At 71.4% G+C, this 26942-nt stretch carries 29 protein-coding genes; 22 read left to right on the forward strand and 7 right to left on the reverse strand.

What is annotated here, in order from left to right; translation table 11 throughout:
- Window positions 1-17 precede the first annotated feature (17 nt).
- Genes D7D94_RS11440 through D7D94_RS11475 form a run of 8 tightly spaced genes read left to right on the forward strand, consistent with a single transcriptional unit; the run spans window position 18 to window position 8143 of the window.
- Window positions 18-1019, forward strand: coding sequence for a proline racemase family protein (locus D7D94_RS11440; RefSeq protein ID WP_156242723.1), 1002 nt, complete (start codon window positions 18-20; stop codon window positions 1017-1019).
- Window positions 1016-1999 carry an ornithine cyclodeaminase family protein gene (locus D7D94_RS11445; RefSeq protein ID WP_156242724.1) on the forward strand — a complete coding sequence of 328 codons (984 nt, stop codon included), beginning with the start codon at window positions 1016-1018 and terminating at the stop codon, window positions 1997-1999. The genes D7D94_RS11440 and D7D94_RS11445 overlap by 4 nt, the downstream gene beginning before the upstream one ends.
- Window positions 1996-2703, forward strand: a complete 708-nt coding sequence (locus D7D94_RS11450; RefSeq protein ID WP_246171784.1) for a GntR family transcriptional regulator — start codon at window positions 1996-1998, stop codon at window positions 2701-2703. Before D7D94_RS11445 ends, D7D94_RS11450 begins: the two co-directional genes overlap by 4 nt.
- Window positions 2700-3866: an NAD(P)/FAD-dependent oxidoreductase gene (locus tag D7D94_RS11455; RefSeq protein WP_281349289.1), complete on the forward strand. Its 1167-nt coding sequence runs from the start codon at window positions 2700-2702 to the stop codon at window positions 3864-3866. Before D7D94_RS11450 ends, D7D94_RS11455 begins: the two co-directional genes overlap by 4 nt.
- A complete protein-coding gene (locus D7D94_RS11460; RefSeq protein ID WP_156242726.1) occupies window positions 3863-4162 on the forward strand; it encodes a (2Fe-2S)-binding protein in 300 nt (99 codons plus the stop codon). Before D7D94_RS11455 ends, D7D94_RS11460 begins: the two co-directional genes overlap by 4 nt.
- A complete protein-coding gene (locus D7D94_RS14535) occupies window positions 4159-5640 on the forward strand; it encodes an NAD(P)/FAD-dependent oxidoreductase (protein WP_156242727.1) in 1482 nt (493 codons plus the stop codon). Before D7D94_RS11460 ends, D7D94_RS14535 begins: the two co-directional genes overlap by 4 nt.
- On the forward strand, window positions 5637-7088 hold the full coding sequence (locus tag D7D94_RS11470; protein ID WP_156242728.1) for an aldehyde dehydrogenase (NADP(+)): 1452 nt from the start codon (window positions 5637-5639) through the stop codon (window positions 7086-7088). Before D7D94_RS14535 ends, D7D94_RS11470 begins: the two co-directional genes overlap by 4 nt.
- Window positions 7085-8143 carry an aminotransferase class V-fold PLP-dependent enzyme gene (locus D7D94_RS11475; RefSeq protein ID WP_156242729.1) on the forward strand — a complete coding sequence of 353 codons (1059 nt, stop codon included), beginning with the start codon at window positions 7085-7087 and terminating at the stop codon, window positions 8141-8143. The genes D7D94_RS11470 and D7D94_RS11475 overlap by 4 nt, the downstream gene beginning before the upstream one ends.
- A gap of 104 nt (window positions 8144-8247) precedes the next feature.
- Here the strand turns inward: D7D94_RS11475 and D7D94_RS11480 are convergent, their stop codons facing one another.
- Genes D7D94_RS11480 through D7D94_RS11490 form a run of 3 tightly spaced genes read right to left on the reverse strand, consistent with a single transcriptional unit; the run spans window position 8248 to window position 9233 of the window.
- On the reverse strand, window positions 8248-8421 hold the full coding sequence (locus tag D7D94_RS11480) for a hypothetical protein (RefSeq protein WP_156242730.1): 174 nt from the start codon (window positions 8419-8421) through the stop codon (window positions 8248-8250).
- 57 nt (window positions 8422-8478) lie between these two features.
- Window positions 8479-8982, reverse strand: a complete 504-nt coding sequence (locus D7D94_RS11485; RefSeq protein WP_156242731.1) for a 2'-5' RNA ligase family protein — start codon at window positions 8980-8982, stop codon at window positions 8479-8481.
- Window positions 8983-9002: 20 nt separating this feature from the next.
- A complete protein-coding gene (locus D7D94_RS11490; RefSeq protein ID WP_156242732.1) occupies window positions 9003-9233 on the reverse strand; it encodes a hypothetical protein in 231 nt (76 codons plus the stop codon).
- Between the two features lie 222 nt (window positions 9234-9455).
- Between D7D94_RS11490 and D7D94_RS11495 the strand changes: the two genes are divergently transcribed.
- On the forward strand, window positions 9456-10493 hold the full coding sequence (locus D7D94_RS11495; RefSeq protein WP_156242733.1) for a hypothetical protein: 1038 nt from the start codon (window positions 9456-9458) through the stop codon (window positions 10491-10493).
- 21 nt (window positions 10494-10514) lie between these two features.
- Here D7D94_RS11495 and D7D94_RS11500 read toward each other — a convergent pair whose 3' ends face one another.
- A complete protein-coding gene (locus D7D94_RS11500) occupies window positions 10515-11888 on the reverse strand; it encodes a plasmid pRiA4b ORF-3 family protein (protein WP_156242734.1) in 1374 nt (457 codons plus the stop codon).
- Window positions 11889-12044: 156 nt separating this feature from the next.
- On the opposite strand from D7D94_RS11500, the gene D7D94_RS11505 reads away from it, so the two are divergent.
- The 4 genes from D7D94_RS11505 (at window position 12045) to D7D94_RS11520 (ending at window position 16502) form a co-directional block, all read left to right on the forward strand.
- Window positions 12045-12764, forward strand: a complete 720-nt coding sequence (locus D7D94_RS11505) for a GNAT family N-acetyltransferase (RefSeq protein ID WP_156242735.1) — start codon at window positions 12045-12047, stop codon at window positions 12762-12764.
- A 60-nt stretch (window positions 12765-12824) separates the two neighbouring features.
- Window positions 12825-14156, forward strand: a complete 1332-nt coding sequence (locus tag D7D94_RS11510) for a GAF domain-containing protein (RefSeq protein WP_156242736.1) — start codon at window positions 12825-12827, stop codon at window positions 14154-14156.
- A gap of 257 nt (window positions 14157-14413) precedes the next feature.
- Window positions 14414-15961, forward strand: a complete 1548-nt coding sequence (exaC, locus tag D7D94_RS11515; protein ID WP_156242737.1) for an acetaldehyde dehydrogenase ExaC — start codon at window positions 14414-14416, stop codon at window positions 15959-15961.
- Window positions 15962-16109: 148 nt separating this feature from the next.
- Window positions 16110-16502, forward strand: coding sequence for a DUF779 domain-containing protein (locus D7D94_RS11520; RefSeq protein WP_156242738.1), 393 nt, complete (start codon window positions 16110-16112; stop codon window positions 16500-16502).
- Window positions 16503-16845: 343 nt separating this feature from the next.
- Here D7D94_RS11520 and D7D94_RS11525 read toward each other — a convergent pair whose 3' ends face one another.
- Entirely contained in the window at window positions 16846-17382 is a 537-nt protein-coding gene (locus D7D94_RS11525; protein WP_246171785.1) for a hypothetical protein, read from the reverse strand.
- 11 nt (window positions 17383-17393) lie between these two features.
- The gene (locus D7D94_RS11530) at window positions 17394-18542 is read right to left on the reverse strand and encodes a zinc-dependent alcohol dehydrogenase (RefSeq protein WP_156242740.1); all 1149 of its coding nucleotides are present in this window, start codon (window positions 18540-18542) and stop codon (window positions 17394-17396) included.
- Between the two features lie 154 nt (window positions 18543-18696).
- Here D7D94_RS11530 and D7D94_RS11535 point away from each other — a divergent pair, with 154 nt between their 5' ends.
- Together D7D94_RS11535 and D7D94_RS11540 are read left to right on the forward strand one after the other, a co-directional pair.
- Window positions 18697-19164, forward strand: a complete 468-nt coding sequence (locus D7D94_RS11535) for a DUF2243 domain-containing protein (RefSeq protein ID WP_156242741.1) — start codon at window positions 18697-18699, stop codon at window positions 19162-19164.
- Window positions 19161-19994 (forward strand): cytochrome c oxidase assembly protein, encoded by an 834-nt coding sequence (locus D7D94_RS11540; RefSeq protein WP_156242742.1) that lies wholly within the window; start codon window positions 19161-19163, stop codon window positions 19992-19994. Before D7D94_RS11535 ends, D7D94_RS11540 begins: the two co-directional genes overlap by 4 nt.
- An 8-nt stretch (window positions 19995-20002) precedes the next feature.
- Here D7D94_RS11540 and D7D94_RS11545 read toward each other — a convergent pair whose 3' ends face one another.
- Complete coding sequence (locus D7D94_RS11545) at window positions 20003-21103, reverse strand: hypothetical protein (protein ID WP_156242743.1); 1101 nt, start codon at window positions 21101-21103, stop codon at window positions 20003-20005.
- Between the two features lie 77 nt (window positions 21104-21180).
- Here D7D94_RS11545 and D7D94_RS11550 point away from each other — a divergent pair, with 77 nt between their 5' ends.
- From D7D94_RS11550 to dnaB, 7 genes are all read left to right on the forward strand, one after another.
- Window positions 21181-21900: a tyrosine-protein phosphatase gene (locus tag D7D94_RS11550; RefSeq protein ID WP_156242744.1), complete on the forward strand. Its 720-nt coding sequence runs from the start codon at window positions 21181-21183 to the stop codon at window positions 21898-21900.
- 113 nt (window positions 21901-22013) lie between these two features.
- On the forward strand, window positions 22014-22922 hold the full coding sequence (locus D7D94_RS11555; protein WP_156242745.1) for a cation diffusion facilitator family transporter: 909 nt from the start codon (window positions 22014-22016) through the stop codon (window positions 22920-22922).
- A gap of 174 nt (window positions 22923-23096) precedes the next feature.
- Window positions 23097-23459: a 30S ribosomal protein S6 gene (rpsF, locus tag D7D94_RS11560; protein WP_156242746.1), complete on the forward strand. Its 363-nt coding sequence runs from the start codon at window positions 23097-23099 to the stop codon at window positions 23457-23459.
- 6 nt (window positions 23460-23465) lie between these two features.
- Complete coding sequence (locus tag D7D94_RS11565; RefSeq protein WP_156242747.1) at window positions 23466-24032, forward strand: single-stranded DNA-binding protein; 567 nt, start codon at window positions 23466-23468, stop codon at window positions 24030-24032.
- 31 nt (window positions 24033-24063) lie between these two features.
- Window positions 24064-24318 (forward strand): 30S ribosomal protein S18, encoded by a 255-nt coding sequence (rpsR, locus tag D7D94_RS11570; RefSeq protein WP_029146075.1) that lies wholly within the window; start codon window positions 24064-24066, stop codon window positions 24316-24318.
- A 9-nt stretch (window positions 24319-24327) separates the two neighbouring features.
- Entirely contained in the window at window positions 24328-24783 is a 456-nt protein-coding gene (gene rplI, locus D7D94_RS11575; RefSeq protein ID WP_156242748.1) for a 50S ribosomal protein L9, read from the forward strand.
- Window positions 24784-25201: 418 nt separating this feature from the next.
- Entirely contained in the window at window positions 25202-26584 is a 1383-nt protein-coding gene (dnaB, locus tag D7D94_RS11580) for a replicative DNA helicase (protein ID WP_156242749.1), read from the forward strand.
- The last annotated feature ends 358 nt before the right edge of the window (window positions 26585-26942 follow it).

Raw genomic sequence — 26942 nt, forward strand, 5'->3', positions numbered from 1 at the left:
CGGAGAGGGGGAAGACCGTGCGAACGAGGCATCTGTACCACGCCGTGGACTCGCACACGGAGGGCATGCCCACCCGTGTGATCGTCGGGGGAGTCGGCACCCTTCCCGGCGCGACCATGGAGGAGCGCCGGCTGTGGTTCATGGCGAACCGGGATGACCTCCGCACGCTCCTCATGACCGAGCCGCGCGGGCACAGCGCGATGAGCGGTGCGATCCTGCAGCCGCCCACGCGCCCCGACGCGGATTACGGCGTGCTCTACATCGAGGTGTCCGGCTGCCTGCCGATGTGCGGGCACGGGACGATCGGCGTCGCGACCGTGCTCGTCGAGACGGGCATGGTCGCCGTCGAGGAGCCGATCACGACCATCCGCCTCGACACCCCGGCGGGGCTCGTCATCGCCGAGGTGGCCGTCACGGACGGGCACGCCGACAGCGTGACCATCCGCAACGTGCCGTCGTTCGTGGTGGGGCTCGACCGCTCGGTCGAGGTGCCCGGCTACGGCACGGTCGGATACGACCTCGCCTTCGGCGGCAACTTCTATGCGATCGTCAAGCTCGACTCCCTCGGGCTCCCGTTCGACCGCGCGCACAAGGACGAGCTGCTGCAGGCAGGGCTCGCGATCATGGCGGCCGTCGAGGCCGCCGACGCGCCCGTGCACCCGGTCGACCCCTCCATCCGCGGGTGCCATCACGTGTACCTGGAGGCACCGGGTTCGACCGCGCAGCACTCGCGGCACGCCATGGCGATCTACCCGGGCTGGTTCGATCGCTCCCCCTGCGGGACGGGGACGAGCGCGCGGATGGCGCAGCTGCATGCGCGAGGGGAGCTCGCGCTGGGTGCGGACTTCGTCAACGAGTCGTTCATCGGCACGTCGTTCACGGGCCGGCTCGTCGAGGAGACGACGGTGGCCGGAGTCCCGGCGGTCGTGCCCACGGTCACCGGCCGCGCCTGGGTGACCGGCACGGCGCAGTACATGCTCGATCCGAGCGACCCGTTCCCGCACGGTTTCGTGCTGTGAGCGTTCCGGTCATCGACGCCGCGGCGATCGCGTCCGCCCTCACCCGGGCGGACGCGGTGGCCGCGATCGAGGAGGCGCTGCGCGCGGGGCAGGACGTCGAGGCCGACACCCCGCGCCTGTTCCGCCAGCTGGAGGCGGGGGAGTTCCTCCTCATGCCCGCCGAGTCGCCCGCGCACGCCGGCGTGAAGGTGGCCACCGTCGCGCCCGGCAATCCCGCGCGCGGGCTGCCGAAGATCCATGCCTGGTACCTCCTCTTCGACGCGCAGACGCTGCAGCCGGCCGCGCTCCTGGAGGGGACGTTCCTCACCATCCTCCGCACCCCCGCGGTGACCGCCGCCGCCATCCGCGCTCTGCTGCGCGCGCACCCCTCGAGCGCGCGCGAGCGCATCGACCGTCTGCTCGTGATGGGGACCGGGCCGCAGGCCGAGGCGCACGTGCGTACGCTCGCCGACATCCTCCCCGTCGGCCGCGTCGACGTGGTCGGGCGGAACGCCGAGCGCGCGGCGGCGCTGGCCGACCGGCTCGCGGCCGACGGCATCGCGGCCCGCCCGAGTTCGCGTGAGGCCACGCGGGAAGCGGACGTCGTCGTGACGGCGACGTCGTCCTCCGAGCCGGTCCTCGACCTCGCCGACGTGTCGCCGGACGCCGTCGTCGCCGCGATCGGCGCCCATGGCCCCGGCCACCGTGAGCTGGGGGCCGACCTCGTGCGTGCCGCCGATCTCGTCGTGGAGGCCCGCTCATCGGCCTTCCGTGAGAGCGGCAACCTCCTGCAGGCGCGCTCGGTCGACGGCTGGAAGGCGGGACTGCAGCCGGTGGCGAACCTGCGCGAGCTCGTCGGCGCGGGCATCGAGCGCCGAGCGGGACGCCCCGCCGTGTACGCGGGGGTGGGCATGTCCTGGGAGGATCTCGCCATCGCCGAGAAGATCATGAGGAGGCTCGCACCGCACCGGTCGGGCCACTCGGAGGAGGGGGCATCGTGACCACACCCGCGACGCGCAATGTCGTCCGGCTGCAGAAGCAGCCGAGCATTCGGGAGACGGTGAAGAAGGCGCTCCGCTCCGCCATCATCAGCGGCGAGATGCAGCCGGGGCAGGTGTACTCGGGCCCGAGCCTCGCCGAGCAGTTCGGCGTCTCGGCGACGCCCATCCGCGAGGCCATGCTCGACCTCGTGCGGGAGGGTCTCGTGGTGGCGATGCCCAACCGCGGCTTCCAGGTGACGGAGGTCGCGGAGAAGGACCTCGTCGAGGTCACGCAGATCCGCCTGCTTCTGGAGCCCCCCGCGGTCGAGATCGCCACGCCGCTCGTCCCTGCGGACGCGCTCCCCGGATTGCGCGCGCAGTGCGACCTCATCGTCCGGCATGCCGAGGAGGGCGACCTCGTCAGCTACCTCTCCGCCGACAGCGACTTCCATCTGGCGCTGCTGCAGCATGCGGGCAACGACCGGCTGACCGAGCTCGTGGCATCGCTGCGCTCGCAGACGCGCCTGTTCGGCCTCGCCGCCCTCTTCCGGCAGGGGCGCCTCGCGGCGTCCGCACGGGAGCATCACGCCATGGTGGATGCGATCGAGCAGGGCGACGCGGCCCTCGCGCGCGAGCTCGTGCACGCGCACATCGAGCACGTGCTCACGGATTGGTCCGACCCCGCCGCGGGCGAAGCCGCCGGCGAGGCCGTGGGCGCTTCGTGATCCGCGCCGCCGAGCCCGCGGATCTCGTCATCATCGGCGCGGGCATCATGGGCGCGGCCACCGCTTGCTTCGCGGCGGCAGCAGGACTCAGCGTCGTCGTCGTGGAGCGCGGATCCATCGCGTCGGGAACCAGCAGCCGCTGCGAGGGCAATCTCCTCGTCTCCGACAAGGAGCTCGGCCCCGAGCTCGAGCTCGCCCGCTACGCGCAGAACGTCTGGCGGCAGGACCTCGCCGAGCACGCGGGGGTGTGGGAGTTCGAGTCCAAGGGCGGCATCATCGTCGCGGAGAACGAGGCCAGCGCCACCGCCCTCACCGCGCTCGCGGAGCACCAGCGCGGCCTCGGCATCGAGGTCGAGCTGCTGCCGGACATCGCCGACGTGCGGCGGCTCGAGCCGTACATCAACCCCGCGCTCGCGGGCGGCGCGTTCTACCCCGAGGACGCCCAGGTGCAGCCGGTGCTCGCCACCCATCACCTCCTGAAGCTCGCACGCGAGAACGGCGCGCGAGTGCTCACCCGCACCCCCGTGCTCGCGATCGAGACCGCCGGCGGTCGTGTCTCCGGGGTGCGGACGCCCGACGGCGTCATCGGTGCGGGCGCCGTGATCAACTGCGCGGGCGCCTGGGCGAGCGACGTCGCCGCACTGGCGGACCTCGATCTCCCCGTGCTCCCGCGCCGGGGCTTCGTGCTCGTCACCGAGCCCGTGCCCGTGACGATCCACCACAAGGTGTACTCCGCCGGTTACGTCGGCGACGTGGCGAGCTCGGATGCCGGCCTGCAGGTCTCGCCGGTCGTCGAGGGCACCCCGAGCGGGACCATCCTGCTCGGCGCGAGCCGCGAGCGGGTCGGCTTCGACGAGCGGTTCTCGATGGAGGCCGTCTCGCGCATCGCGCGGGCGGGGATCGGCCTCTTCCCCGCGCTCGCCGACCTCCGCCTGCTGCGCACCTACTCGGGCTTCCGCCCCTACTGCCCCGACCACCTGCCCGTCATCGGCCCCGACGCACGCCTCCCCGGTCTGTGGCATTCGGCCGGCCAGGAGGGCGCCGGGATCGGGCTGTCCGTCGGGATCGCGAAGCTCCTCACGCAGGCGCTCCAGGGTGAGGAGACCGACCTCGATCTCGCGCCGTTCCGACCCGAACGATTCGAAGGGAAGCTCGCCGCATGACCGAAGACGCGCCTGCCGGAGCGACCCTGACGTTCGACGGCCGCCCCATCCCGTTCCGCCCCGGACAGACCGTCGGCGCCGCCCTCACGGCGCAGGGCATCGTGTCGTGGCGGACGACCCGTCGCGAGCACACCGAGCGCGGGCTGTTCTGCGGCATCGGCGTGTGCTTCGACTGCCTCGTCACCGTCGACGGCCAGCGTGTGCAGCGAGCGTGCATCACTCCCGCCTGCGACGGGCAGGATGTGCGCAGCGAGCACCCGGACACCGCACTGCCGATCCCGGGGGAGCAGGCATGACCGCCACGACGACCGCCGACCTCGTCGTCGTCGGCGCCGGGCCCGCCGGACTGTCGGCGGCTGTGGCGGCCGCCGACCTCGGCCTGCAGGTCACGCTCGTCGACGCGGGAGCGCAGACCGGCGGCCAGTACTGGCGCCATCCCGACGAGCGGCACCGCGACGGCTTCGACCGGCCGGAATCCACGGGACACCACCACTGGGACCGCTTCACCGACCTGCGCGCGCGGCTCGCCGCCGCGGTCCGGGATGGCCGCATCCGGCACGTCGCGGAGCGTCAGGTGTGGCGCGTGGACGCGTCGCCGGACGAGGATCTCGTGCTGCACACCACGGCCGCGGTCGGCGCAGACGCGTGGCGCCCCGCGGAGCGGTCGGTGCGCGGTCGCCGGCTGCTCATCGCCACCGGCGCCTACGACCGGCAGCTCCCCGTTCCGGGATGGACGCTGCCCGGCGTGATGGCGGCCGGCGGCGTGCAGGCCCTCCTCAAGGCGCATCAGGTCACCGCCGGACGCCGCGCGGTCGTCGCCGGCACCGGGCCGTTCCTGCTCTCCGTGGCCGCCGGCCTCGCCGAAGCCGGTGTGGAGGTGGTCGCCGTGTGCGATGCGAACGCCCTCTCCCGGTGGGCCGCGACGCCGCTGCGCGCGGTGCAGGAGCCCGGGAAGCTGCTCGAGGGCGTCGGCTACGCCGCCACCTTCCTGCGCCACCGCATCCCGCTCCGCACGCGGACGGTCGTGAGCGAGGTGCGCGGTGCATCGCGCGTCTCGGAGGTCGTGCTGCAGCGCGTGGACGCCCGGGGCCGAGCGATCGCGGGCAGCGAGCGCTCTGTCGACGTGGACCTCGTCGCCTTCGGCTGGGGCTTCACGCCGCAGCTCGAGCTCGCCGTCGGGCTGGGGCTCCGCACGCGCGTCGACGTGGACGAATCGCTGATCGTCGACGTGGACGACGACCTGCGCACCTCCGACCCCCGCGTCTTCGCCGCCGGCGAGGCCACCGGCATCGGCGGGGCCATCCAGTCGTGTGCCGAGGGAGAGCTCGCCGCGCGGGCGATCGCCGCGGACCTGGGCCGTCCCGCCTCCCCGCGGGAGATGACGCGCCTGCGACGCCGGATCGGCCGTGGGCGCCGGTTCGCGGTCGGGATGCATCGCGCGAGCCCGGTGCCGGCGGAGTGGTCCGGATGGCTGCGGCCGGAGACCCTGGTCTGCCGCTGCGAGGAGGTGACGGCCGCCGAGGTGGGCGACACCGTCTCGTGCCTCGGCGCCGACGACTCCCGGGACGTGCGCGTGACCGCGCGGCCCGGCATGGGCTGGTGCCAGGGACGCGTGTGCGGCTTCGCGGTGTCGAAGCTCGTGAGCGAGCGCACCGGCATCCCCTCGACCGAACGCGACCTGGAGCCCCTGGCCAAGCGCCCGGTGGGCGTGCCGATCCGCCTCGGCGAGATCGCCGATCTGATGAACACCCCGCACAAGGAGGACGCCCGATGAGCACCGACAGCACCCCGGCCGAGGAGGTCGATGCGATCGTCGCACGGGCGGCCGAGGCTTCCGCGACGTGGAAGCACGCGTCGATCGCGGACCGCGTCCGGGCCCTGGCCGCGGCCGCCGACGCCCTGGACGCGCACGCGGATGAGCTGGTGGCACTCGCGCAGCGGGAGACCCACCTGGCCGAGGGGCGCCTCCGCGGCGAGCTCGCGCGCACGACGTTCCAGCTGCGGCTGTTCGGCGAGGTGCTGGAGGAGGGCAGCTGGGTCGATGCCCGCATCGACCACGCCGACCCGGAGTGGCCGATGGGCGCACCGCGCCCCGACCTGCGCCGCCAGCTCGAGCCGATCGGCCCCGTGCTGGTCTTCGCCGCGAGCAACTTCCCGTTCGCGTTCTCGGTCGCCGGGGGCGACACCGCGAGTGCGCTCGCCGCGGGATGCGCGGTCGTGCTCAAGGCCCACCCCGGCCATCCCGAGCTCTCCGCCGCCACCACGCGGGTGCTGGTCGACGCTCTCAGCGCGGCAGGCGCTCCCGAGGGCCTCTTCCAGACGATCTACGGATCGGATGCGGGCGTGCGCGCGCTGCGTGCGCCCGCCATCAAGGCCGCGTCCTTCACGGGATCGATCGCCGGTGGCCGGGCGCTGTTCGACATCGCCAACCAGCGCGACGAGCCCATCCCGTTCTACGGCGAGCTCGGCAGCGTGAATCCCGCCTTCGTCACTCGCCATGCGGCCGACGCCGACGCGGAGTCGATCGCCGACGGCTTCCTCGCCTCGGTCATGGGCAGCGCCGGCCAGCTCTGCACGAAGCCCGGAGTCCTGCTGGCGCCCCGGGGCTCGGCCGTGGTGGAGCGTCTCACGCAGGTCTCGGTGCCCGACGGCTCGCCGCTGCTCAACGACGCCATCGCCTCCGGCTTCGCGTCGTCGTTCGCCGACATCAGCGGGCGCGACGGCGTGACGCCCCTCGTGTCCGGTGCCGGCGACCCGGCGCCGACGCTGCTGCAGACCACCGCGGCCACCGTCCTCGCCGATGCCGACGGGCTGGTGTCGGAGATGTTCGGGCCGGCCGCGCTCGTGGTGACCTACGAGGACGAGAGCGAGATGCTGGAGATCGCCCGATGCCTCGACGGCCAGCTGACCGCGACGATCGTCGCCCAGGAGGACGACGAGACGGCGCGGGAGCTGATTCCGCTCCTCGCGGAGAAGGCCGGGCGCGTGCTGTGGAACCAGTGGCCCACCGGTGTCTCGGTGACCTGGGCCCAGCAGCACGGCGGTCCGTATCCTGCCACGACGGCGGTCGGCACGACCTCGGTCGGCACGGCGGCGATGAGCCGGTTCCTGCGACCGGTCGCGTACCAGAACGTGCCCGACGCGCTGCTCCCCCCGGCGCTGCAGGAGGCGAACCCGCTCGGTCTGCCACGCCGCGTCGACGGGGTCGCGCAGCTCCGATGACGGAGCGGTACCTCAACTTCGCGAGCTTCGGTCCGCCGACACGAGCGGTGCTCGACGCCGCGCATCGGGTCGACGAGCGCGCGGCGGCGGGCGTGCCGGCGGCCGAGCTGCACCGGGAGGACGAGCGGGCGATCGCCGCCGTCTCGCGCGTCACCGGCTTCGCAGCCGAGGGCATCGCGCTGATGCCGAACACCTCCACCGGGCTGCTGCACGCCGCCTTCGCCGTGCCGTCGGGACGCGTCCTCGTCTCGCGGGCGGAGTTCCCGGCGAACCTCTACCCCTGGTGGCGCGCGGCCGAGGCGGGCCGGCTCGAGGTGGAGGTGGTGGAACCGGCGCTGCCCGAGCGGCCCATGTCGCCGGACGACGTCGCCGCCGCCCTCACCGCCGACACCGTCGCGGTGGCGGTGAGCGCGGTGAGCTTCCGGACGGGATACCGGGTGGATCTCGATGCGGTGAGGGACGTCATCGGCGATCGCCTGCTCGTCGTGGACGCCATCCAGGCGATGGGCGTCGTGCAGCAGGACTGGCGCGTCGCCGACGTCGTCGCCGTCGGCGGCCAGAAGTGGCTGCGCGCGGGGTGGGGGACGGGCTTCCTCGCGCTCTCGCCGCGCGCGCTCGACCGGCTCCGGCCGCTCCTCACCGGATGGGCCGGGGTGGAGGATGCGGGGATCTACTCCGGCGACGAGCACCCTCGCCGCGCTGACGCCCGGCGGTTCACGGTGACCAACGGCGCACCCTCCGCGGCCGCGGCGCTGACCGCCGCGCTCGAGGGGATCGAGAGCGCGGGCGCGGTGGCCGAGCAGGTGTCCGACCGCGCGAGCCACCTTACGGAGGGACTCGCGGAACAGGGGGTCTCGGTCGTCTCGCCCACCTCGGCCGCCGACCGCGCGGGGATCGTGGTCGCACGGTTCTCGGATGCGCCGCGCCGGCACGCGGAGCTCGCCCGCGCCGGCGTGCAGACCACGCTCATCGGGGATGACCTCATCCGGTTCTCCCCGCACACGACGACCCCGTTCGAGGTCCTCGACGAGGTCATGGCGCTGCTCGCGGCCTGAGAGCGCGCGCATTCGGGATGGGAAGTGCGCAGTGGAGGAGGAACTGCGCGGAATTCATCCTCCCGAGCGCACTTCTCCTCTCGAACTGCGCGCGTGACCGCGGCTCAGACGCGGTCGGGGAGGTCGCTGTCGTCGTCGACGCCCGCGATGCGCTTCTCCTCCTCCTCGACGGGGTCCGCGCCGAGGTCGGGGACGACCGAGGTGTCCTCGCGGTCGGTCTGCTGCGTCGCGGGGTCGGGGATCGAGTAGTGCTCGCTGTTGCTGTTCGTGTCGCTCATGCCGCCATCCCAACAGAAGGCCTTCTCGACAGCCCAGCCCTTGACATCCGCTGGCGCTCAGCCCAGCAGGGTCACCGTGCGCGTGCCCGCATCCCAGCGCCGCATGCCGACGGCCTGCCCGTGCAGCTCCGCTCCGAGGATGGCCGTCGCCGCGTCGAGATCGGCCAGACGGAGGCGACGCGCGAGCGTCACATGCGGCGTCCACTCGCCCGGTCGCGTGTGCGGCTTGTCGTCGCCGGGCCCGGCCTCGCGATGCACCTCGCGGTGCAGGTCGGCGAGCTCAGGGGTGACGACGACGCGCCGGACCAGCACGCCGCGGTCGCCGTGCGCGAACACCGACGGCGGTTCGAGCGTGAGGGGGAGCGGAAGGTGCGCCACGGGCGCGGCGAACGTGCGCTGCGCCACCTCCTCGCGCACGAGCAGCGTCACGTGCGGGCGGTTGCTCGCGGACGTGTGCGCGGCGAGGCTGGAGAGGCGCGCGTCGGCGAGCACCTGCCACTCGCTTCGCACCGCCGCCTCGAGGCTCGCGTCGAGCAGCAGCTCGATGCTCGTGATCCGCATGACGGCACCCTACGTCGAGCTCAGCTGCGCCGTCGACGCACGAGCCACCCGGCGACGGCGAGGATCACGACGCTCAGAGCGAGCCAGGCCCAGAGGCTCGTCGACAGTCCGATGAGGGACGTCGTGGTGATGTCGCAGAAGGACGCACCCGACAGGGGCGAGTCCGCACAGTAGCCGGCCGTGCGCACGGGGGCGAGGGCGACCGCGGCGAGGATCAGCGCCGCGACGGTTCCGAGGGCGATGCGGCGCATGCCTCCACCCTGCCAGCTGCGCGGCGATCCATGCTCTGCGCCTGGCGAGGAAGCCCCCAGAACTCCACCGCCAGGCGCAGAGTCGGGCGGCGCTCGCGCGTCGCCCGATGCTTGAAGCTATCTCGATTCGATGCGCGGGAATGGGCAGTTCCGCCTTCCCGGACGGAACCCGAACAGCCGCGTGACGTCCGGGGGCGTCGCTACAGTGATCGGAGGGAGGCGATGGTGGGGGAAGACAGCGGGCCGAGCGGCCGCACCGAGACGTTCGACGACATCGCGGATGGCCTGCGCCGGCTTCGCGAGGAAGCGGGCGCCATCTCGTATGCCGAGATCGCGCGGCGCATCGCCGAGCGCCGGCTCGCCGCAGGGGTGCCGGAAGCCGCCGCGCAACCCGCGCGCACCACGATCTACGACGCCTTCGCGCGGGGCCGGTCACGGCTGTCTCCGCAGCTCGTCCGGGAGATCGTCCTCGCTCTCGAGGTGAGCGATGAGGAAGCCGACCGGTGGCAGGAGCGATGCCGTCGAGCGCGCAAGATCGCGCCGATGGCCGCGTCGGCGGGCGACGAGGCGCCGCCGTCGGCTGATGCGTCGTCGGCCGTCCCCCTCTCGGCTCCGACCACCGCATCATCGAGCCTCTCGCCCGCCTTCCGACGCCGGCTGACCTGGCAGCAGCTCACGGTGCTGATGCTCGTATGCCTGATCGGGAATCTTCTCGGTCACGGGGTCGTGCACTGGTTCGGACTGCCGCTCTACCTCGACATGGTCGGCACCGCGGTCGTCTCCCTCGTGGCCGGTCCCTGGTGGGGAGCGGCCGTCGCAATCGCCTCCCAGGGCGCCGCGGTGGGCGTCAACAGCGCCGCGGCCATCCCGTTCGTCCTCGTCACGATCGCGGGCGCTCTCATCTGGGGTTTCGGTGCACGGCGGGTGCGTTCGCTGCCGCAGTTCTTCCTGCTCAACGTCGTCGCCGGGTGCGTCTGCACGGCGGTGGCCGTGCCGATCCTCGTCGTCCTCTTCGACGGGCTGACCGGACATTCCGCAGACAGCATGACCCTGAACTTCATGAGAGCGGGTGAGAACCCCCTCGCGGCCGTGCTGACGTCGAACCTCATCACCTCGCTCGCCGACAAGGTGATCACCGGCTTCATCGCGCTCACGGTGATCGGCTCGCTGCGCCCGTGGATGCCGGTGCCGAACATGCCGATCTTCGACGGCGCGTCGTCGGACGCCGAGTTCCTGCCCGCGTCGCCCGCGCGCCGGTAGCGCTCAGCCGCGGCCATCCCTCTATCGCAGCGCCTCGCGCGCGAACAGCTCGCGGTCCCCGCTCGTCTCCTCGTCGTCGCCCGCACGGCGATCGAAGAGGACCGATAGCAGTCCGTCGGTCTCCGCCGTGGCCATCCGCATGTCGATCCCGGTGAAGGCGCCGGTCGGCTGCTCCCAGCCGACCATCCGCATGCCGAAGGCGACCGCGCGCCAGCGCTCGGGGGCCGGCGTGCCGTCCGCGATCGCGAGGAGGAGCAGCACCGCCGCGTCGACCTCCGCGTCTCGCAGCCTGCGGTAGAGGCCGCGCGCGACGAGCCGCAGCAGTGCGCGGCTGTCACCGCGTGCCTTCTTCGCGGCGGCGCCGAGCAGGAGGCGCCCCTTCTGCACGCGCACGAGGCCCATCCGCTGCGCCGCCTCGCGGAGGTTCGCGATGGGCGGGGTGAGGTCCTCCCGGTTGCCCTTGCCGAACCATCCGTCGAGCCATCCGAGCCGGGTCATCCCGTCGAGGACGACGTCGGGCGGCAGCCATCCCGCGGGCGTCAGATCGAGGCCGTCGGCGCCGACCGCGTCGACGAGCCACGCGAACGGGCGGACGATGCGCGCCGCCGTCTCCTCATCGATCTCGGTGGGCGCCAGCACGCCGGTGCGATAGAGGTGCTGTCGCAGCTCCGATCGGATGGCCGGGGGCAGGTTCGACGCGAACATCACGATCGGGGAGGCCTCGTCCACATCGCCCGCCGGACGCAGCTCCTCCACCTTCACGAGGCCCGACAGGTCGCCCTGCTCGATGCCGGATCCCCGCGGATTGAAGAGGAGGTTCAGCTCGGCCTGGATCGAGGCCGCATCGAACGCCGTGGGATCGATCGGCGCCCACGGCCCGACGGTCTCGTCGAGCCACTGCTTCACCGCGCGGTGCTCGGGATGGTTCGGATCGGCGAGCGCCTCGCGCTTGCGGGCGTACCCCTCCGGGCCGCCCGAGTCCTCCCACGGCGCCCGGTTCCTCCCCCGGACGATCCGCACGGGCGGCGTCGTCGTGTCCGGCTCCCTCTCCGGATGGACCTGGACGATGTGACGCCAGCCGTCGCCGAAGTCGTACGCGTACTCCAGCGCGAACTCCTCGAGCGCGCCCGTGATCGTCCACTCGGTCTCATCGAGCAGATCCGGATCGTCGGGCGACGGACTGCCCCAGCGCAGCTGCTTCTGCGTGGCCTTCAGGGCGGGTGGGATGTCCTCGCGCAGCTCGTGCAAATGCATCTCGCGCCAGCCCATGATCACCTGCAGGGCCATGTGCAGCTGCCGCACGCTGAGACCGCCGTCGATCTCGAACTCCCGCCACACCTCCGGCCGCACGTCACGCAGCGTGACGAGGAGGGAGAGGCGCTCGCCCGGTTCCATCCTCCGATGGTACGGATGGCGGGGGCACTCCCGGACGTTGAGCGAGGGAGCGCAGCGACTGAGACGAAACACGGTGAGTCGTCCGGGAGGGAATGCCCGTTCGACGTCGGCTGTTGGAGAACCGAGTCGCCCCCACCGCACGACCGAAAGGCGCTCATGACCACGGCCATCCCGCTCGAACCCGACACCGCTCTTGACGAGGCGATCCTCGACAACCCGGCCTGGTCATCCCTCACCGGCGCGCACGCGCACTTCGCGATCGGCAACGAGCTCGTGAAGCGCTACCCCGACGACGTGTCGCCGTTCACCGGCGTGCGCTCGTGGAGCGACCCGGACGTGTGGGACGCGGTGATCGACGTGTTCGGCACCGGTGCGGTCGTCAGCGTCTCGAACGCCGACCCCGAGCTCCCCGAGGGATGGGTCGAGGTCAGTCGCGGCGCGGGCGTGCAGCTCATCGAGACGGATCGGCTGCAGCCGGCGCCGCTCGACGAGGCCGTCGAGCTGGGCGCCGACGACGTCGAGGAGATGCTCGCGATCGTCGCGCGCAATCAGCCGGGGCCGTTCCGTCCGCGCACGCATGAGCTCGGGCGCTACATCGGCATCCGGCGGGATGGCCGACTGGTCGCGATGGCGGGGGAGCGGCTGCACCCGGACGGCTGGACGGAGATCAGCGCGGTGTCGGTCGACGCAGAGCACCGGCGGCAGGGGCTCGCGTCGCGCCTCGTGCTCGACGTGGCGTTCCACATCCGCGAGCGGGGTTCGCGGGCGATGATGCACGCGTCGGCATCGAACGTGAACGCGATCGTCGGCTACGAGAAGCTCGGGTTCCACCTGCGCAAGCGGACGGCGTTCCTCGGGGTGCGCACCCCGCAGTAGCGGGCGCGCCGCGGCGCTCTACACTGGTCGCATCCGCTCCCTCGACGAGGAAGGAGCGACATGTCGTCGCCGTGGCTCACGAGCGAGGCCGCACCGGCCCCGCGCCTGATCGTCGAGCGCGCGCACGACGAGCTGCTCGCGGGCAATGCGTCCGATCCGCGGCTCGCGCAGGTGCGCTCGATCGTCCGCGACTCGTGGGGGCGCTCGGTCGTCAGCGCGGTGGGCGCCGAGGCGCTGCCGGTGCTCGAGCTGCAGGGCGACGACCTCGAGACGTACCGGCGCGGCCATCCGCTCGCCGGAGCGCTCGAGCTCATCCGCGGTCTGCTGCTGCCGGGGCACGCGGAGGAGGCCGGGGTGGCCGTCGCGGTCGGCGATGCCGCGGGGCGCCTGCTCTGGGTCGAGGGCGACCGCCATGTGCGGAACCTCACCGGGGACATGGGCTTCGTTGCCGGGGCGAACTGGGCGGAGGACCGCGTCGGCACGGCGGCGCCTGGCACCGCGCTCGCGCTCGGGCGCTCGGTGCAGGTGCGCGGGGCCGAGCACTTCAACCGCTTCGTGCAGGCGTGGTCGTGCACGGCGGCGCCGGTGCGGGACCCGGAGACGGGGCGGCTGCTCGGCGTCATCGACGTCACCGGTCGCGACGAGGCGGCGAGCCCGCAGGCGCAGCTGCTCGTCGACGCGACGGCGCGCGCGGTCGAGGGCGAGCTGATGGTGGCCCGGCTGCGGGCTGCGGGGCAGTCGGCGGCGGGGCGGTCTGCGGGGCGGTCGATCGAGCCGCGGCCGGGGCGCATCGCCTCGCGCGCGACGCTCACCGTGCTCGGGCGGGACCGCGCGCTGCTCACGCTGTCGGGCGAGGGGATGGAGCGGGTCGTCGAACTCGGAACGCGTCACGCCGAGATCGTGCTCATGCTCGCGACGCACCGCCAGGGCGTCACCGCCGAGCGGCTCGCGGAGCTCGTGTACGGGGATCCCGCGGCGACCGGGACGCTGCGGCCGGAGATGGTGCGGCTGCGGAAGCTCCTCGAGCAGACCGCGCCCGCGCTGGTGCCGGAGTCGCGTCCGTATCGGATGGCGGGCGAGGTCGAGACCGATGCGCAGCAGGTGCTGTCGCTCCTCGGACGCGGCGCCCACCGCGTCGCGCTCGCCGCGTATCGCGGGGACGTGCTCCCCGCCTCGACCGCACCCGGTGTCGAGGAGCTGCGCGAGACCATCCGCACGTCTCTGCGGGAGGCGCTGCTGGCGGAGGCCCGCGTCGACGTGCTGCTGTCGTACGTGGACACCGACGCCGGCGCGGACGACGACGAGGCGCTGCGCCAGGTGCTGCGGATGCTCCCGCCCCGCTCGCCGCGGCGCGCGGGCATCGTCGCGCGGCTGGAGCTGCTCGAGCGCTGAGGCGGCCCTCCACCCGTCAGACGATGTCGTCTCACCCGCGCGACATGGAAAACCGCGGAATACCGTGTCCCGGCGGTGAGACGACATCGTCTGGCGCGCCCGGCGTCTGACGCGCCCACGCACCCCCGCGCGCCCGCGCGCACCCGGCCCCCGCCATCCGCCCCCCGTGCAACCCGATGCAACCTGCCCCGACGTAGCGTGGCGGCACACCCGCGCGGGGGAGACCCCGCAACGTCACGCAGTCGAAGGAGACAGCAATGACCATCGTGGAAGAGGGCGTCTCGAGCATCTACGCCGCACCCGGCGACAAGGGCTCGGTCGCGCAGTACCGCTCGCGGTACGGCCACTACATCGGCGGCGAGTTCGTCGAGCCGATCAAGGGCGAGTACTTCGAGGACATCACCCCCGTCACCGGAAAGCCGTTCTGCGAGGTCGGCCGCGGCACCGCCGAGGACATCAACCGCGCCGTGGAGACGGCCTGGAAGGCGTTCGCCTCCTGGCGCCACACCAGCCCGGCCGAGCGCGGCGTGATCCTCAACAAGATCGCCGACCGCATCGAGCAGAACCTCGAGATGATCGCCGTCGCGGAGACGTGGGAGAACGGCAAGCCCGTCCGCGAGACGCTCGCCGCGGACATCCCCCTCGCCGTCGATCACTTCCGGTACTTCGCCGGCGTCCTGCGCGCGCAAGAGGGCGGCATCAGCCAGATCGACGAGAACACCGTCGCGTACCACTTCAACGAGCCGCTCGGCGTGGTGGGCCAGATCATCCCGTGGAACTTCCCCATCCTCATGGCCACGTGGAAGCTGGCACCCGCGCTCGCCGCGGGCAACTGCGTCGTGCTGAAGCCGGCCGAGCAGACGCCGGCGTCGATCCTGCTGCTCTTCGACCTCATCGGCGACCTGCTGCCGCCCGGCGTCGTGAACATCGTCAATGGCTTCGGCATCGAGGCGGGCGCGCCGCTCGCGTCGCACAAGCGCATCCGCAAGATCGCGTTCACGGGCGAGACCACGACCGGGCGCCTCATCATGCAGTACGCGTCGCAGAACCTCATCCCGGTGACGCTCGAGCTCGGAGGCAAGAGCCCGAACATCTTCTTCGAGGACGTCGCCGCCGCCCAGGACTCGTACTACGAGAAGGCCAAGGAGGGCTTCGCGATGTTCGCCCTCAACCAGGGCGAGGTGTGCACGTGTCCGTCGCGGGCGCTCATCCAGCGGTCGATCTACGACTCGTTCCTCGCGGATGGCCTGGACCGCGTCTCGAGGATCAAGCAGGGCAACCCGCTCGACCCCGAGACGATGATCGGCGCCCAGGCGTCGAACGACCAGCTCGAGAAGATCCTGTCGTACATCCAGATCGGCAAGGAGGAGGGCGCCAAGGTGCTCACCGGCGGCGAGCGGGTCGACCTCGGCGGCGACCTGACCGACGGCTACTACGTCGCGCCGACGGTGTTCGAGGGCCAGAACAGCATGCGGATCTTCCAGGAGGAGATCTTCGGCCCCGTCCTCTCGGTCACGAGCTTCGACGGCTACGACGACGCGATCACCACGGCGAACGACACCCTCTACGGACTGGGCGCGGGGCTCTGGAGCCGCAGCGCGGACATCTGCTATCGCGCCGGCCGCGCGATCGAGGCCGGCCGCGTGTGGACGAACACGTATCACCAGTACCCCGCGCACGCGGCGTTCGGCGGATACAAGCAGTCGGGCATCGGCCGCGAGAACCACCTGCAGATGCTCGCGCACTACCAGCAGACGAAGAACCTCCTCGTCTCCTATGCGGAAGGGCCCATGGGCTTCTTCTGATCCGGATCGGATCCGCTCGGGCGGGGCGCACCCAGGCCCCCGCCCGAGCGTCGGTCCCTCTTTTCCGCGAGACCTCATCCCCGCCGCGAGACCGCGTGCGGTGACCGAGGTCTCGCGACGAGGATGAGGTCTCACGAAAGGCGAGCGGATGGCCGAGAACTTCACCCGGGTGGCGGTCACGGATGACGCCGCCGGGCTTCTGCGCACGCTGACGGCGCAGCACGGGCGACTGATGTTCCACCAGTCCGGGGGGTGCTGCGATGGGTCGTCGCCCATGTGCTATCCCGTCGGGATGTTCCTCACCGGGCCGGGCGACGTGCTGCTCGGCGCCATCGACGCGGGACTCGACGACCCGATCGAGGTCTACATGTCGGAGTCGCAGTTCGAGTACTGGAAGTACACGCACCTCACGATCGACGTCGTGCCCGGCCGTGGCGCCGGGTTCAGCGTCGAGAGCCCGACCGGCATGCGGTTCCTCATCCGCTCGCGGATGCTCACTGAGGAGGAGCTCCAGCACTTCGGGCTGACGCGCGCGTCGTAGCAATGGGGGGCCGCGCGTCAGCCCGAGGGCCGGGCGGTGCGGTCGCCGCGGCCGGTGCCGACGCGCGTGCTCGCAGCCGTGAGGCTAGCGTTCGTCGTCGAGACTAGCGCTCCCGGCGCTAGCCTCGACGCCGGGCGCTAGCACTAGCGTTCGGAGCGCTAGCCATCGTGCGGCGCGCGCTCGTCGACCGCCCCCGGCGCTAGTCTCGCGGTCGGCAAGAGCTGCTCGCGCCGGTCCGTATGAGCCGCGCGCCCGCCCTCCGCGTCCCGCGCCCCGCCCCCCGCCCCCCGCGCACGAGCAGGGGCCGAGCCCGGAGGCCCGGCCCCGCTTCACCCCATGGGCGTCAGCGCTTGCTGCCGCCGAACACCTTCCCGAGCACCTTCACGGACAGGACCGCGGTCAGCACCCACGGCCCCACGATGAGGATCGGGTCGAGCCAGGCGTGCTTGTGGTCGATCCGTCCGCGCCCGACGCGCGAGCCGATCGGATGGCGGCTGAACTCGCCCAGCACACCCGTCTGCGTGATCGGGTTGTCGGGTCGCAGCGTGAAGAGCGACCGGGCATGTGCGCCGAACGACTCCACGCGGTCGCCCGCGACCAGCAGCAGCCAGTGCCGCAGCGTGTTCTCGCTGTAGCGCCCGTAGGCGTACCGGCGGATGGCGCCGGAGACTCCCTGCAGCGGCTGCGCCGAGCCGTAGACCGGGGTCACATCCGGGTACTCGATCGAGCGCTCGCGGCCGCGGCCATCCATCCGGTCCTCCAGCGCCCAGGGCGCGGCGAACTCGCTCGGGTCGGGCGTATGCGCCTCGAGCCATCCCTCTTCCCGCTCGATGCCCCGGCCGGGGATGCGGGGTCGGAGTGCGTCGACGTGTGCGGACATGTGCATCCTCCTCAGCTGTCCGAGACTTCGATGACCGTCTTCACACAGTCGTCGAGCTTCGCCGAGACCATGTGATAGCCCTCGACGATGTCGTCGAGGGGGATCCGGTGCGTGATCATCTCGCGCGGCGAGATCCGCCCGGCGCGGATGTGATCCAGGATGGCCGGCCACATCATGCGGATCGGCGTCTGGTTCGCGCGGATCGTCAGGCCCTTGTTCATCGCGTCGCCGAAGCGCACCGCGCTGTGGATGGGCCCGTACGCACCGACGACCGAGACGTTGCCGCCCTTGCGGACGGAGTCGATCGCCCAGTTCAGCGCGACGGGCGAGCCGCCCTGCAGCTTCAGCTTCGCGGCGGTGACGTGCTGCATGACCGTGCCGTCGGCCTCCGCGCCCACCGCGTCGATGACGACGTCGGCGCCGAGGTGGTCGGTCTCGCGCTTCATATGCAGCACGGGGTCGCCGATCTCGGACAGTGCATGCGTCTCGGCGTATGCGAACGAGCGCGCCTTCTCGAGCCGGTAGTCGAGGTGGTCGAGAACCATCACGCGGCCGGCGCCCATCAGCCACGCCGAGCGGGCGGCCGCCAGTCCCACCGGCCCTGCACCGAAGACGGCGACCGTGTCGCCCTCCTTGATGTGCCCGAGCCGGGCGCCGAAGTACCCGGTCGAGAAGGCGTCGGTGATCATCAGCGCATCCTCGTCGTGCAGCCATTCCGGGATGATCATGGGTCCGACATCCGCGAACGGCACGCGCACGCGCTCGGCCTGGCCGCCGTCGTAGCCGCCCGCGGTGTGCGAGTAGCCGTAGATGCCGCCGACCGCCGTTGCGTTCGCGTTCACGTTGTGGCAGTTCGAGAACAGCCCCTGCTGGCAGAACACGCACGAGCCGCAGAAGATGTTGAACGGCACCATGACCTTGTCGCCCACGGAGAGCCGCTGCACCGACGGGCCGACCTTCTCCACGATGCCGATGAACTCGTGCCCGAATGTGTGCCCGATGCGGGTGTCGGGGAGCATGCCGTGCAGCAGGTGCAGGTCCGAACCGCAGATCGCGGCGCGCGTCACGCGCACGATCGCGTCGTTCGGATGCTCGATGCGCGGATCGGGCTTCTCCTCGACGCGGATCTTGTACGGGCCTCGATACGTCAACGCCTTCATATGTCCTCCTCGTCCCCTGCGAGTTTGCGAAGCGCCGCCGGAAGTCGGGAGGGGGTTGCGGATGGCCGGGGGCTGTGTCAGACGCGAGCTAGCAGGGGCGGGGTGGGATGTCCACGCTCTTCACCTGGGCGACGGATCGCGCCAGGGTGGACCCATGGTCGACGACACCCGTGACATCCGCAGCGCGCAGAACGCGTGGTCGGGCGTGCTGTTCGGCATCGGCCTCGTCGCGTTCGTCGACGAGGCCGTGTTCCACCAGCTGCTGCACTGGCACCACTTCTACGACCGCGGCACGCCCGCCGCGGGTCTCGTGTCGGATGGCCTCTTCCATGCCGTGAGCTGGTTCGGCACGGTCGCGGGGCTGTTCCTCCTCGCCGACCTGCGGCGCCGGAACGCCCTGCGGTGGCCGCGCTGGTGGGGCGGCGTGCTCCTCGGCGCGGGCGCGTTCCAGCTCTACGACGGCCTCGTGCAGCACAAGGTCCTTCGGCTGCACCAGGTCCGCTACGTCGAGAACCTGCTGCCCTATGACATCGCGTGGAACGCGCCGGCCGTCGTGCTCCTCGCCGCGGGCATCCTGCTCATCGTGAAGACGCGCGACGCCCGCGCCGGGCGGGTCGCATGACCGCCGCAACGGCCGCGGCCGACACGCTTGCCGCAACGGCCGGCGCGCACGAGCACGGCGCGGCCGCCGGCCTCGACACGATCATCCTCATCCCCGCGACGCTCCTTCTCGTGGTCTACATCGGCGGCGCGCTGTCCTCGCGCCGCAACGGACGCCCCTGGCCCTGGCACCGGGTCGCGCTCTGGTGCGCGGGCGTGGTCGCGGCGGCCGCCCCGATCCTCGGGCCGTTCGCGGCCGCGGCGCATGAGAGCTTCGTCGCCCACGCGCTGGGACATGTCGTCGGCGGCATGCTCGCCCCGCTCCTCCTCGTGCTCGCGGCTCCCGTCACCCTCGCGCTGCGGACGCTCGACACCACGCCCGCCCGGCGTCTCTCCCGCCTTCTCGGAAGCCTTCCCGTGCGGCTGCTCGTCCATCCCGTGACGATGGGCATCGTGTCGACCGCGAGCCTCTGGCTCGTCTACGCGACCTGGATCTACGACGCCGCGCACGGGAGCGCGCTCGTGCACGTCTTCGTCCACGTGCACACCGTGATCGTCGGCTACCTCTTCACGGCCGCGATCGTCGGCGTCGACCCCGATCCGCATCCGACCAGCCGCATCCTGCGCGCCGTGGTGCTCGTGCTGACGATGGCCGCCCATGCGGTGCTCGCGAAGCACCTCTTCGCCAATCCGCCCGCGTCCGCGGGGCTGGCGGATGGCCAGCTCGGCGCGCAGACGATGTACTACGTCGGCGGGGTGGTCGAGCTGGCGATCGTCATCGTGTTCTGTGCCCAGTGGTACCGGGCCTCGGGCCGACGGCTCGAGCGCGACGCCGCCCGCGCGACGGCCTGAGCTGCGCGTCAGTCGACGTTGCCCATCACCTCGAGCAGGAAGACGACCACGGCGATCCCGATGCCGACGACCCCGGCCCAGGAGAAGCGGCGCTTCAGACGACGCCCGGGAGCGGCCACGCCCTGCTCCGGCGGCGCGACCGCGGCGGACGCGGTGAAGGCGCGGGCGACACCGCCCGCCACGGGGCGCGGGCCGACGGCCATCCGGTCGTCGCGCCAGCGCCCCCACTGGTCGAGCTTGCCGATGAGCGCGCCGACGACGGAGAACAGCCACGCCCACGTGGCCGGGTCGAGCGTGCTGATTCGGCGGCGCGTGTAGAGGAACATCCAGTCGTCGACGATCTCGACGTCGAGCTGCCCGGCGTTGTCGAGGAAGCGCGCCATGATGTCGGGCGTGAAGAGGTAGAGCGCATCGGCCTCGTAGCCCTCGGGGCAGTACAGCGCGAAGTGCCGGTCGAAGTCGCCCTCGAGGGAGAGCCGCTGATCGGCGTCGAAGCCGACCGGCAGGTTGGATCCGAAGATGCTGTTGTTGCCGAGCGCGTCGAGCACGATGTGCGGCAGCGGCGCGTCGAGGCGGATGGCGACGTACGCCCAGGTGTGGGTCGTCTTGTGCTTGCCGGATCCGGTCGTGTACTGGTAGTTCGCGAACTCCACGAACCGCGGCGCATCCCCGCGGACGAGGTCCCACGCGCGGCGCTCCCGGCCGACGCCGAAGATCATCCCGGGGAGCGGCGGCGCTTTCACGACGGGGACGTAGCTCATGCCGTTCGCCCGCGCGAAGCGGTCCAGGCGGTACTGGCGCTCGCGCTGTCTGCGCCGGTGGGTGCGGAATGCCCAGAGGATGACGCCGGCGATCGCCGCCGCGACGACGAGGGCGAGCAGGTTGGCACCGTTCGGTTCACCGCCGCCGAATGCCGCGGCGAAGGCGAAGGTGATGATGGCGCCGGTGACGGCGAGCCCGAGCATGATCACGATGATCACGAAGGCCCCCGCGTTCATCCGCGGATACCGCTTCGCGAGCTCGCGGGCGAACCGCTCGCTGTCGGCCGGGTCGACGGGCTCGGTGAGAGCTCGCGCGTCGAACGGCACCCCCTGTGTCGTGTCGGACATGCGCTCAACGCTACGTGAGCGCGCGGGGCTACCGTGGTCGCAGGCGCCGCTCCCGCCGGCCCCGGGAAGGAGGACCGATGAACGCGATCCCCTCGGGGCTGGCCAACCTGCGCGACGTGGCCGAGGCCATCCCGCAGCTGCGCTCGGGCGCCCTGCTGCGCAGCGACGCCCCGCACTCGGGGGATGCCGCGCCCGACATCGCGCCGTGGCCGCCGCCGGTGGTCGTCGATCTGCGCGACGAGGCGGAGAAGAGCGAGCGGCATCCGTTCCTCGGGCGCAGCCGCGTCGTCGACCTACCGCTCCTCGGCGGGCGGGCCTCCGTCGAAGCCGAGGCGAGCGACCGGAACGGCCTGCTGCGCGCGGGGCTCGCCGGCATGTACGCCTCGATGCTCGAGGGCGAGGCGGCGGCGCTCCTCGTGCGGGCGATCGAGGAGATCGCCGAGGCGGATGGCGCGGTGCTCGTCCACTGCACGGCCGGGAAGGATCGCACGGGCGTCACGGTCGCGGTCGCCCTCGCGCTCGTCGGAGTCGCGCGGGAGGACATCGTCGCCGACTACGTGCGGACGGGGGCGAACATGCCCCGGGTGCTCGCGCGCGCTCGCCGCACGGTGGCGGCGTGGACCGTCGGCGCGAAGCTCGCGCTCGACATCCCGCGGGAGATCTTCGCGGCGCCCGCCCCCGCGATGGAGGGCTTCCTCGATCGGCTGGACGCCCGCGGCGGCGCGGAGGCGTGGTTCCTGGGAGTCGGCGGCAGTCCGGAGACGGTGGCGGCGCTGCAGCAGCGGCTGCGCGCCTGACGCGGCGCCCCCTCCTTCCTGCGATTCGCCCGTGCGGGGGAGCCGGTTCTCGGCCGCGAAGCGTGTCGCCCGCACTGGCGAACCGGGTGTCGGGGCGGGGGTAGCCTGACCGGGTGACGGTGCTCATCGCTTTCCTGGCCAACGTGCTCGTCGCCATCGCGAAGACCGTGGCCGCCGTCATGACCTCCTCGGCGTCGATGGTGGCCGAGGCCGCGCACTCCTGGGCCGACGCGGGCAACGAGGTGTTCCTGCTGATCGCCGACCGCCGCGGCTCCCGCAAGAAGGACGCCCGGCATCCGCTGGGCTACGGGCGGAGCGCCTTCGTGTGGTCGCTCATCGCGGCGTTCGGCATCTTCACCGCCGGCTCGATCGTGTCGATCATGCACGGCATCCAGGAGCTCGCGGCGAACGAGCCGGTCGAGAGCCCCGTCGTCGCCTACGTCGTGCTCGCGATCGCCTTCGTCCTGGAGGGCGCCTCATTCGTGCAGGCCCTCGTGCGGTCGCGTCGGCTGGCGCGGGAGCGCGGGTCGTCGACCTGGGACTTCGTGATCGACACGAGCGACACCACCCTGCGCGCGGTGTTCTTCGAGGATGCCGCCGCGCTCGTCGGCCTCGTGATCGCCGGCGGCTCGATCGCCCTGCATCAGATCACCGGCGTGGCCGCCTGGGACGCGATCGGCTCGATCCTCGTCGGCGTGCTGCTCGGGATCGTCGCGATCATCCTCATCGGACGGAACATGGCGTTCCTCGTGGGGACGAACGTCTCCGCGCAGCTGCGGGCCCGAGTGGGGCGCGCGCTGCTGGAGTCGCCCGACATCGAGCGCGTCACCTACCTGCACATCGAGTACGTCGGACCCAACCGCCTGTTCCTCGTGGCCGAGGTCGACCTCGCCGGCGACGCCCGCGAGCACGACGCCGCGCGGCGCCTGCGCGAGGTCGAGCGGCGGATCGAAGCGCACGACATCGTGGAGACGGTGGTGCTCTCGCTCTCCGTCGACGACGAGGCGTCACTGGCCTTCTGACCCGGCCTCGGCCATCCGTCTTCGTCTCGGCTTGGGTCAAGCGCCCCTCATCGGGTACGCTATGAAGGTTGTGCGGCCGCAGCAGCCCTGTCTGCAGCAAGCCGCCGACATGCACACACCCTCCTGATGCCGGGAAATGCCCGGCATCCGTTCAAGTCCGAAGGAGGTGGGTAAGTGACGCACCAGTACGAACTCATGGTCATCATCCAGCCAGAGGTCGACGAGCGCCAGGTTCCCGCACACCTCGACAAGTTCCTGTCGGTCATCACCACCAGCGGTGGATCGATCGAGAACGTCGACATCTGGGGCAAGCGCCGTCTGGCATACGAGATCCAGAAGAAGAACGAGGGCATCTACGCCGTCGTCAACTTCACCGCGACGAGCGAGGCGACGGTCGAGCTCGACCGCCAGCTCAAGCTCAACGAGCTGATCATGCGCACCAAGGTGCTGCGTGCCGAGGAGGCCATCGCTCTGGTGGCGGCCGAGGCCAAGCGCGCCGAGGACAAGGCAGCTCGCAAGACGGCGGCGAAGGCCTAACGCACCATGGCAGGCGAAACCGTCATCACCGTCGTGGGGAACCTCACGGCTGACCCCGAGCTGCGTTACACGCAGAACGGCCTGCCGGTGGCGAACTTCACGATCGCTTCGACGCCGCGCAACTTCGATCGCGCGTCCGGCGAGTGGAAGGACGGCGAAGCCCTGTTCCTCCGTGCCAGCGTGTGGCGCGAGTTCGCCGAGCACGTCGCCGGATCGCTGACCAAGGGCATGCGCGTCATCGCGCAGGGCCGTCTGCGTCAGCGCTCCTACGAGACGAAGGAGGGCGAACGTCGCACCTCCATCGAGCTCGAGATCGACGAGATCGGCCCCTCGCTGCGCTACGCGACGGCACAGGTGACCCGCGCTGCCGGTGGCGGCGGCGGGAACAACTACGGCGGCGGCAACGCCGGCGGCGGGAACTACGGCGGCGGCAACGCGGGTGGTGGTGGCTACGGCCAGCAGCAGCAGCGTCCGCAGCAGCAGGTCTCGGAGGAGCCTTGGGCGACACCCGGCCAGTCCGGCGCCGACGCATGGAGCACCCCGGGGTCGTTCTCGGACGACACCCCGTTCTGATTCAGGACTCAATCTCTCTAAAGGACCCAACATGGCTGGAAAGTCGAGCGGCGACCGCCGCAAGCCGCGGAAGGGCGCGAAGAACGCCGCTCCCGCGAAGTCGATCCGGGTCGGCGTCATTGACTACAAGGACGTCGCGACCCTTCGCAAGTTCATCTCGGAGCGTGGGAAGATCCGCGCCCGTCGTATCACCGGTGTCTCGGTGCAGGAGCAGCGCCTGATCGCCCGTGCGATCAAGAACGCGCGCGAGATGGCGCTCCTGCCCTACGCAGGCGCTGGCCGCTAAGGAGCACCCATGTCGAAGCTGATTCTCACGAACGAGGTCGACGGCCTGGGCAGCGCCGGAGACGTGATCGAGGTCAAGGACGGCTACGCCCGTAACTACCTCATCCCCCAGGGCTTCGCCGTGGCGTGGAGCCGCGGTGGCGAGAAGCAGGTCGCGGACATCCGCGCATCCCGCGAAGCTCGCGCCATCGCGTCGCACGACGACGCGGTCGCCCTGAAGAACACCCTCGAGAACGCCCGCGTGCGTCTGGCCGTCAAGGCCGGCGCCGAGGGCCGTCTGTTCGGCTCGGTCAAGCCGGCCGACATCGCCGCTGCGGTGGCGGACGCCGGCCTCGGCCAGCTGGACAAGCGCACCATCACGGTGCCGTCGCCCATCAAGGTCGTCGGCGACCACGAGGCGCTCGTGCGTCTGCACGACGAGGTGACCGCGGTCATCCCGCTGCAGGTCATCGCGCTCAAGAAGTAAGTTCTCGCGAACGCCGGAAGCGGCGCGGATCCCTCGGATCCGCGCCGCTTCTCCGTGTCTGGGGGAGCGCTCCCAGGAGCGGGATATCAGAGTGCTGGCGAGGTTGTTGTACACAGTCTCGGTGGACTACCACAAACCTTCAAGTACACGTTTAACCACACATCTCTCCACAGGCTGTGCGAAAAGAAAAGCCCTGGTGCCACGGAGTTTCGCTGGCGTGGATCGCCGGGCGAGTCCTTTCTGTCCACAGGTTGATTCCACACGTATCACGGCGTTTTGCAGAACTCCTCCACAGAGATATCCACAGGCGGCTTTGGTGGGGGAGAAGCAGGCCCTTACTCTCGTCCAGGCGGGTGTCGGTGGTCGCTGCTGTCATGGAGATGATCACCCCCGCGAGGGGCCGAGAGAAGGAGCGCGCGTGTCGATCGCTGAAATCGGGGAAGACCGTCTCGCAGGGCCTCGCGAGCGGGATCGAACGCCCCCGCACGACGTGATCGCCGAGCAGAGCACGCTGGGCGGCATGCTCCTGTCGAAGGACGCGGTGGCCGACGTCATCGAGACCCTCCGCGGGCCCGACTTCTACGTGCCCAAGCACGAGGTCATCTTCGAGGCCATCCTGTCGCTGTACTCGCACGGCGAGCCGACCGACGTCGTCGCCGTCACCGACGAGCTCATCAAGACCGGCGACCTGCAGCGCGCGGGCGGCGCGGACTACCTCCACTCGCTGACGTCGATCGTGCCGACGGCCGCCAACGCCGGGTACTACGCGAGCATCGTCGCCGAGCGCGCGCTGCTGCGTCGCCTGGTCGACGCCGGCACGAAGATCGCGCAGATGGGCTACCAGGGCCAGGGCGAGGCCGTGGAGCTCGTCAACGCCGCACAGGCGGAGATCTACAACGTCACCGGCACCGAGCAGACCGAGGACTACGTCCCGCTGACCGTGGCCGTGGATGCGGCCGTGGACGAGATCGAGGCCGCGCGCGGCCGCGACGGGCAGATGACGGGCATCCCCACCGGGTTCACCGAGCTCGACCAGCTCACGAACGGCCTGCACGGCGGGCAGATGATCATCATCGCCGCCCGTCCCGCGATGGGAAAGTCCACGCTCGCGCTCGATTTCGCCCGCGCCGCGGCGATCAAGAACGACATGCCGACGATCTTCTTCTCCCTCGAGATGGGGCGCAGCGAGATCGCGATGCGCCTGCTCAGCGCGGAAGGGGCGATCCCGCTGCAGTCGATGCGCAAGGGGACGCTGGACTCCCGGGACTGGACGACGGTCGCATCCACCCGAGGCCGCATCAACGACGCGCCGCTCTACATCGACGACAGCCCGAACATGACCCTCGTCGAGATCCGCGCGAAGTGCCGTCGCCTCAAGCAGCGCGTGGGGCTGAAGATGGTCATCATCGACTACCTCCAGCTGATGACGAGCGGCAAGAAGGTCGAGTCGCGTCAGCAGGAGGTCTCGGAGTTCTCGCGTGCGCTGAAGCTGCTCGCGAAGGAGATCCAGGTTCCGGTCATCGCGCTGTCGCAGCTGAACCGTGGCCCCGAGCAGCGTCAGGACAAGCGCCCCCAGGTGAGCGACCTGCGCGAGTCGGGATCGATCGAGCAGGACGCCGACATGGTCATGCTGCTGCACCGCCCGTCGGTGTACGACAAGAACGACAACCCCGGCGGCGCCGAGATCATCGTCGCCAAGCACCGCAACGGCCCGACCGCGAACCTCGAGGTCGCGTTCCAGGGTCACTACTCCCGGTTCGCCGACATGGCGCCGGTGAGCGAGTTCGGCGGGGGCGACTGAGGCCGAGGCAGGGGCTCGACCGCTTCTGACGATACAGCGGCTCTTCGGATGGCAGTGGGTCGATGCTGTCGCCGGTCTCGTCATCGCCGGCTTCGCCATCCGCGAGTTCCGCACCACCGAAACCAGCGCCATCCGCTTCGGTGGTGCCCTCCTCGCGGTATGAGCGCGCATTCAGCCGGATCCGCACCACCGGAACCGGTGGCATCCGCTTCGGTGGTGCCGTTCTGCTGCTTTGAGCGCGCATTCCGCGAGTTCCGCACCACCGACGCCATCGCCATCCGACTCGGTGGTGCCCTCCTCGCGGTATGAGCGCGCATTCCGCGAGTTCCGCACCACCGAAGCCACGCACCGCCTCCGC

This window comes from Microbacterium oryzae (assembly GCF_009735645.1).
In the GTDB taxonomy this organism is placed as follows: domain Bacteria; phylum Actinomycetota; class Actinomycetes; order Actinomycetales; family Microbacteriaceae; genus Microbacterium; species Microbacterium oryzae.

Bases quoted from the DNA above. Each gene is read 5' to 3' on its own strand.
- D7D94_RS11460 (WP_156242726.1), top strand. From the start codon at position 3,863: ATGACCGAAGACGCGCCTGCCGGAGCGACCCTGACGTTCGACGGCCGC.
- D7D94_RS14535 (WP_156242727.1), top strand. From the start codon at position 4,159: ATGACCGCCACGACGACCGCCGACCTCGTCGTCGTCGGCGCCGGGCCC.
- D7D94_RS11470 (WP_156242728.1), top strand. From the start codon at position 5,637: ATGAGCACCGACAGCACCCCGGCCGAGGAGGTCGATGCGATCGTCGCA.
- D7D94_RS11475 (WP_156242729.1), top strand. From the start codon at position 7,085: ATGACGGAGCGGTACCTCAACTTCGCGAGCTTCGGTCCGCCGACACGA.
- D7D94_RS11480 (WP_156242730.1), bottom strand. From the start codon at position 8,421: ATGAGCGACACGAACAGCAACAGCGAGCACTACTCGATCCCCGACCCC.
- D7D94_RS11485 (WP_156242731.1), bottom strand. From the start codon at position 8,982: ATGCGGATCACGAGCATCGAGCTGCTGCTCGACGCGAGCCTCGAGGCG.
- D7D94_RS11490 (WP_156242732.1), bottom strand. From the start codon at position 9,233: ATGCGCCGCATCGCCCTCGGAACCGTCGCGGCGCTGATCCTCGCCGCG.
- D7D94_RS11495 (WP_156242733.1), top strand. From the start codon at position 9,456: ATGGTGGGGGAAGACAGCGGGCCGAGCGGCCGCACCGAGACGTTCGAC.
- D7D94_RS11500 (WP_156242734.1), bottom strand. From the start codon at position 11,888: ATGGAACCGGGCGAGCGCCTCTCCCTCCTCGTCACGCTGCGTGACGTG.
- D7D94_RS11505 (WP_156242735.1), top strand. From the start codon at position 12,045: ATGACCACGGCCATCCCGCTCGAACCCGACACCGCTCTTGACGAGGCG.
- D7D94_RS11510 (WP_156242736.1), top strand. From the start codon at position 12,825: ATGTCGTCGCCGTGGCTCACGAGCGAGGCCGCACCGGCCCCGCGCCTG.
- exaC (WP_156242737.1), top strand. From the start codon at position 14,414: ATGACCATCGTGGAAGAGGGCGTCTCGAGCATCTACGCCGCACCCGGC.
- D7D94_RS11520 (WP_156242738.1), top strand. From the start codon at position 16,110: ATGGCCGAGAACTTCACCCGGGTGGCGGTCACGGATGACGCCGCCGGG.
- D7D94_RS11525 (WP_246171785.1), bottom strand. From the start codon at position 17,382: ATGTCCGCACACGTCGACGCACTCCGACCCCGCATCCCCGGCCGGGGC.
- D7D94_RS11530 (WP_156242740.1), bottom strand. From the start codon at position 18,542: ATGAAGGCGTTGACGTATCGAGGCCCGTACAAGATCCGCGTCGAGGAG.
- D7D94_RS11535 (WP_156242741.1), top strand. From the start codon at position 18,697: ATGGTCGACGACACCCGTGACATCCGCAGCGCGCAGAACGCGTGGTCG.
- D7D94_RS11540 (WP_156242742.1), top strand. From the start codon at position 19,161: ATGACCGCCGCAACGGCCGCGGCCGACACGCTTGCCGCAACGGCCGGC.
- D7D94_RS11545 (WP_156242743.1), bottom strand. From the start codon at position 21,103: ATGTCCGACACGACACAGGGGGTGCCGTTCGACGCGCGAGCTCTCACC.
- D7D94_RS11550 (WP_156242744.1), top strand. From the start codon at position 21,181: ATGAACGCGATCCCCTCGGGGCTGGCCAACCTGCGCGACGTGGCCGAG.
- D7D94_RS11565 (WP_156242747.1), top strand. From the start codon at position 23,466: ATGGCAGGCGAAACCGTCATCACCGTCGTGGGGAACCTCACGGCTGAC.
- rpsR (WP_029146075.1), top strand. From the start codon at position 24,064: ATGGCTGGAAAGTCGAGCGGCGACCGCCGCAAGCCGCGGAAGGGCGCG.
- rplI (WP_156242748.1), top strand. From the start codon at position 24,328: ATGTCGAAGCTGATTCTCACGAACGAGGTCGACGGCCTGGGCAGCGCC.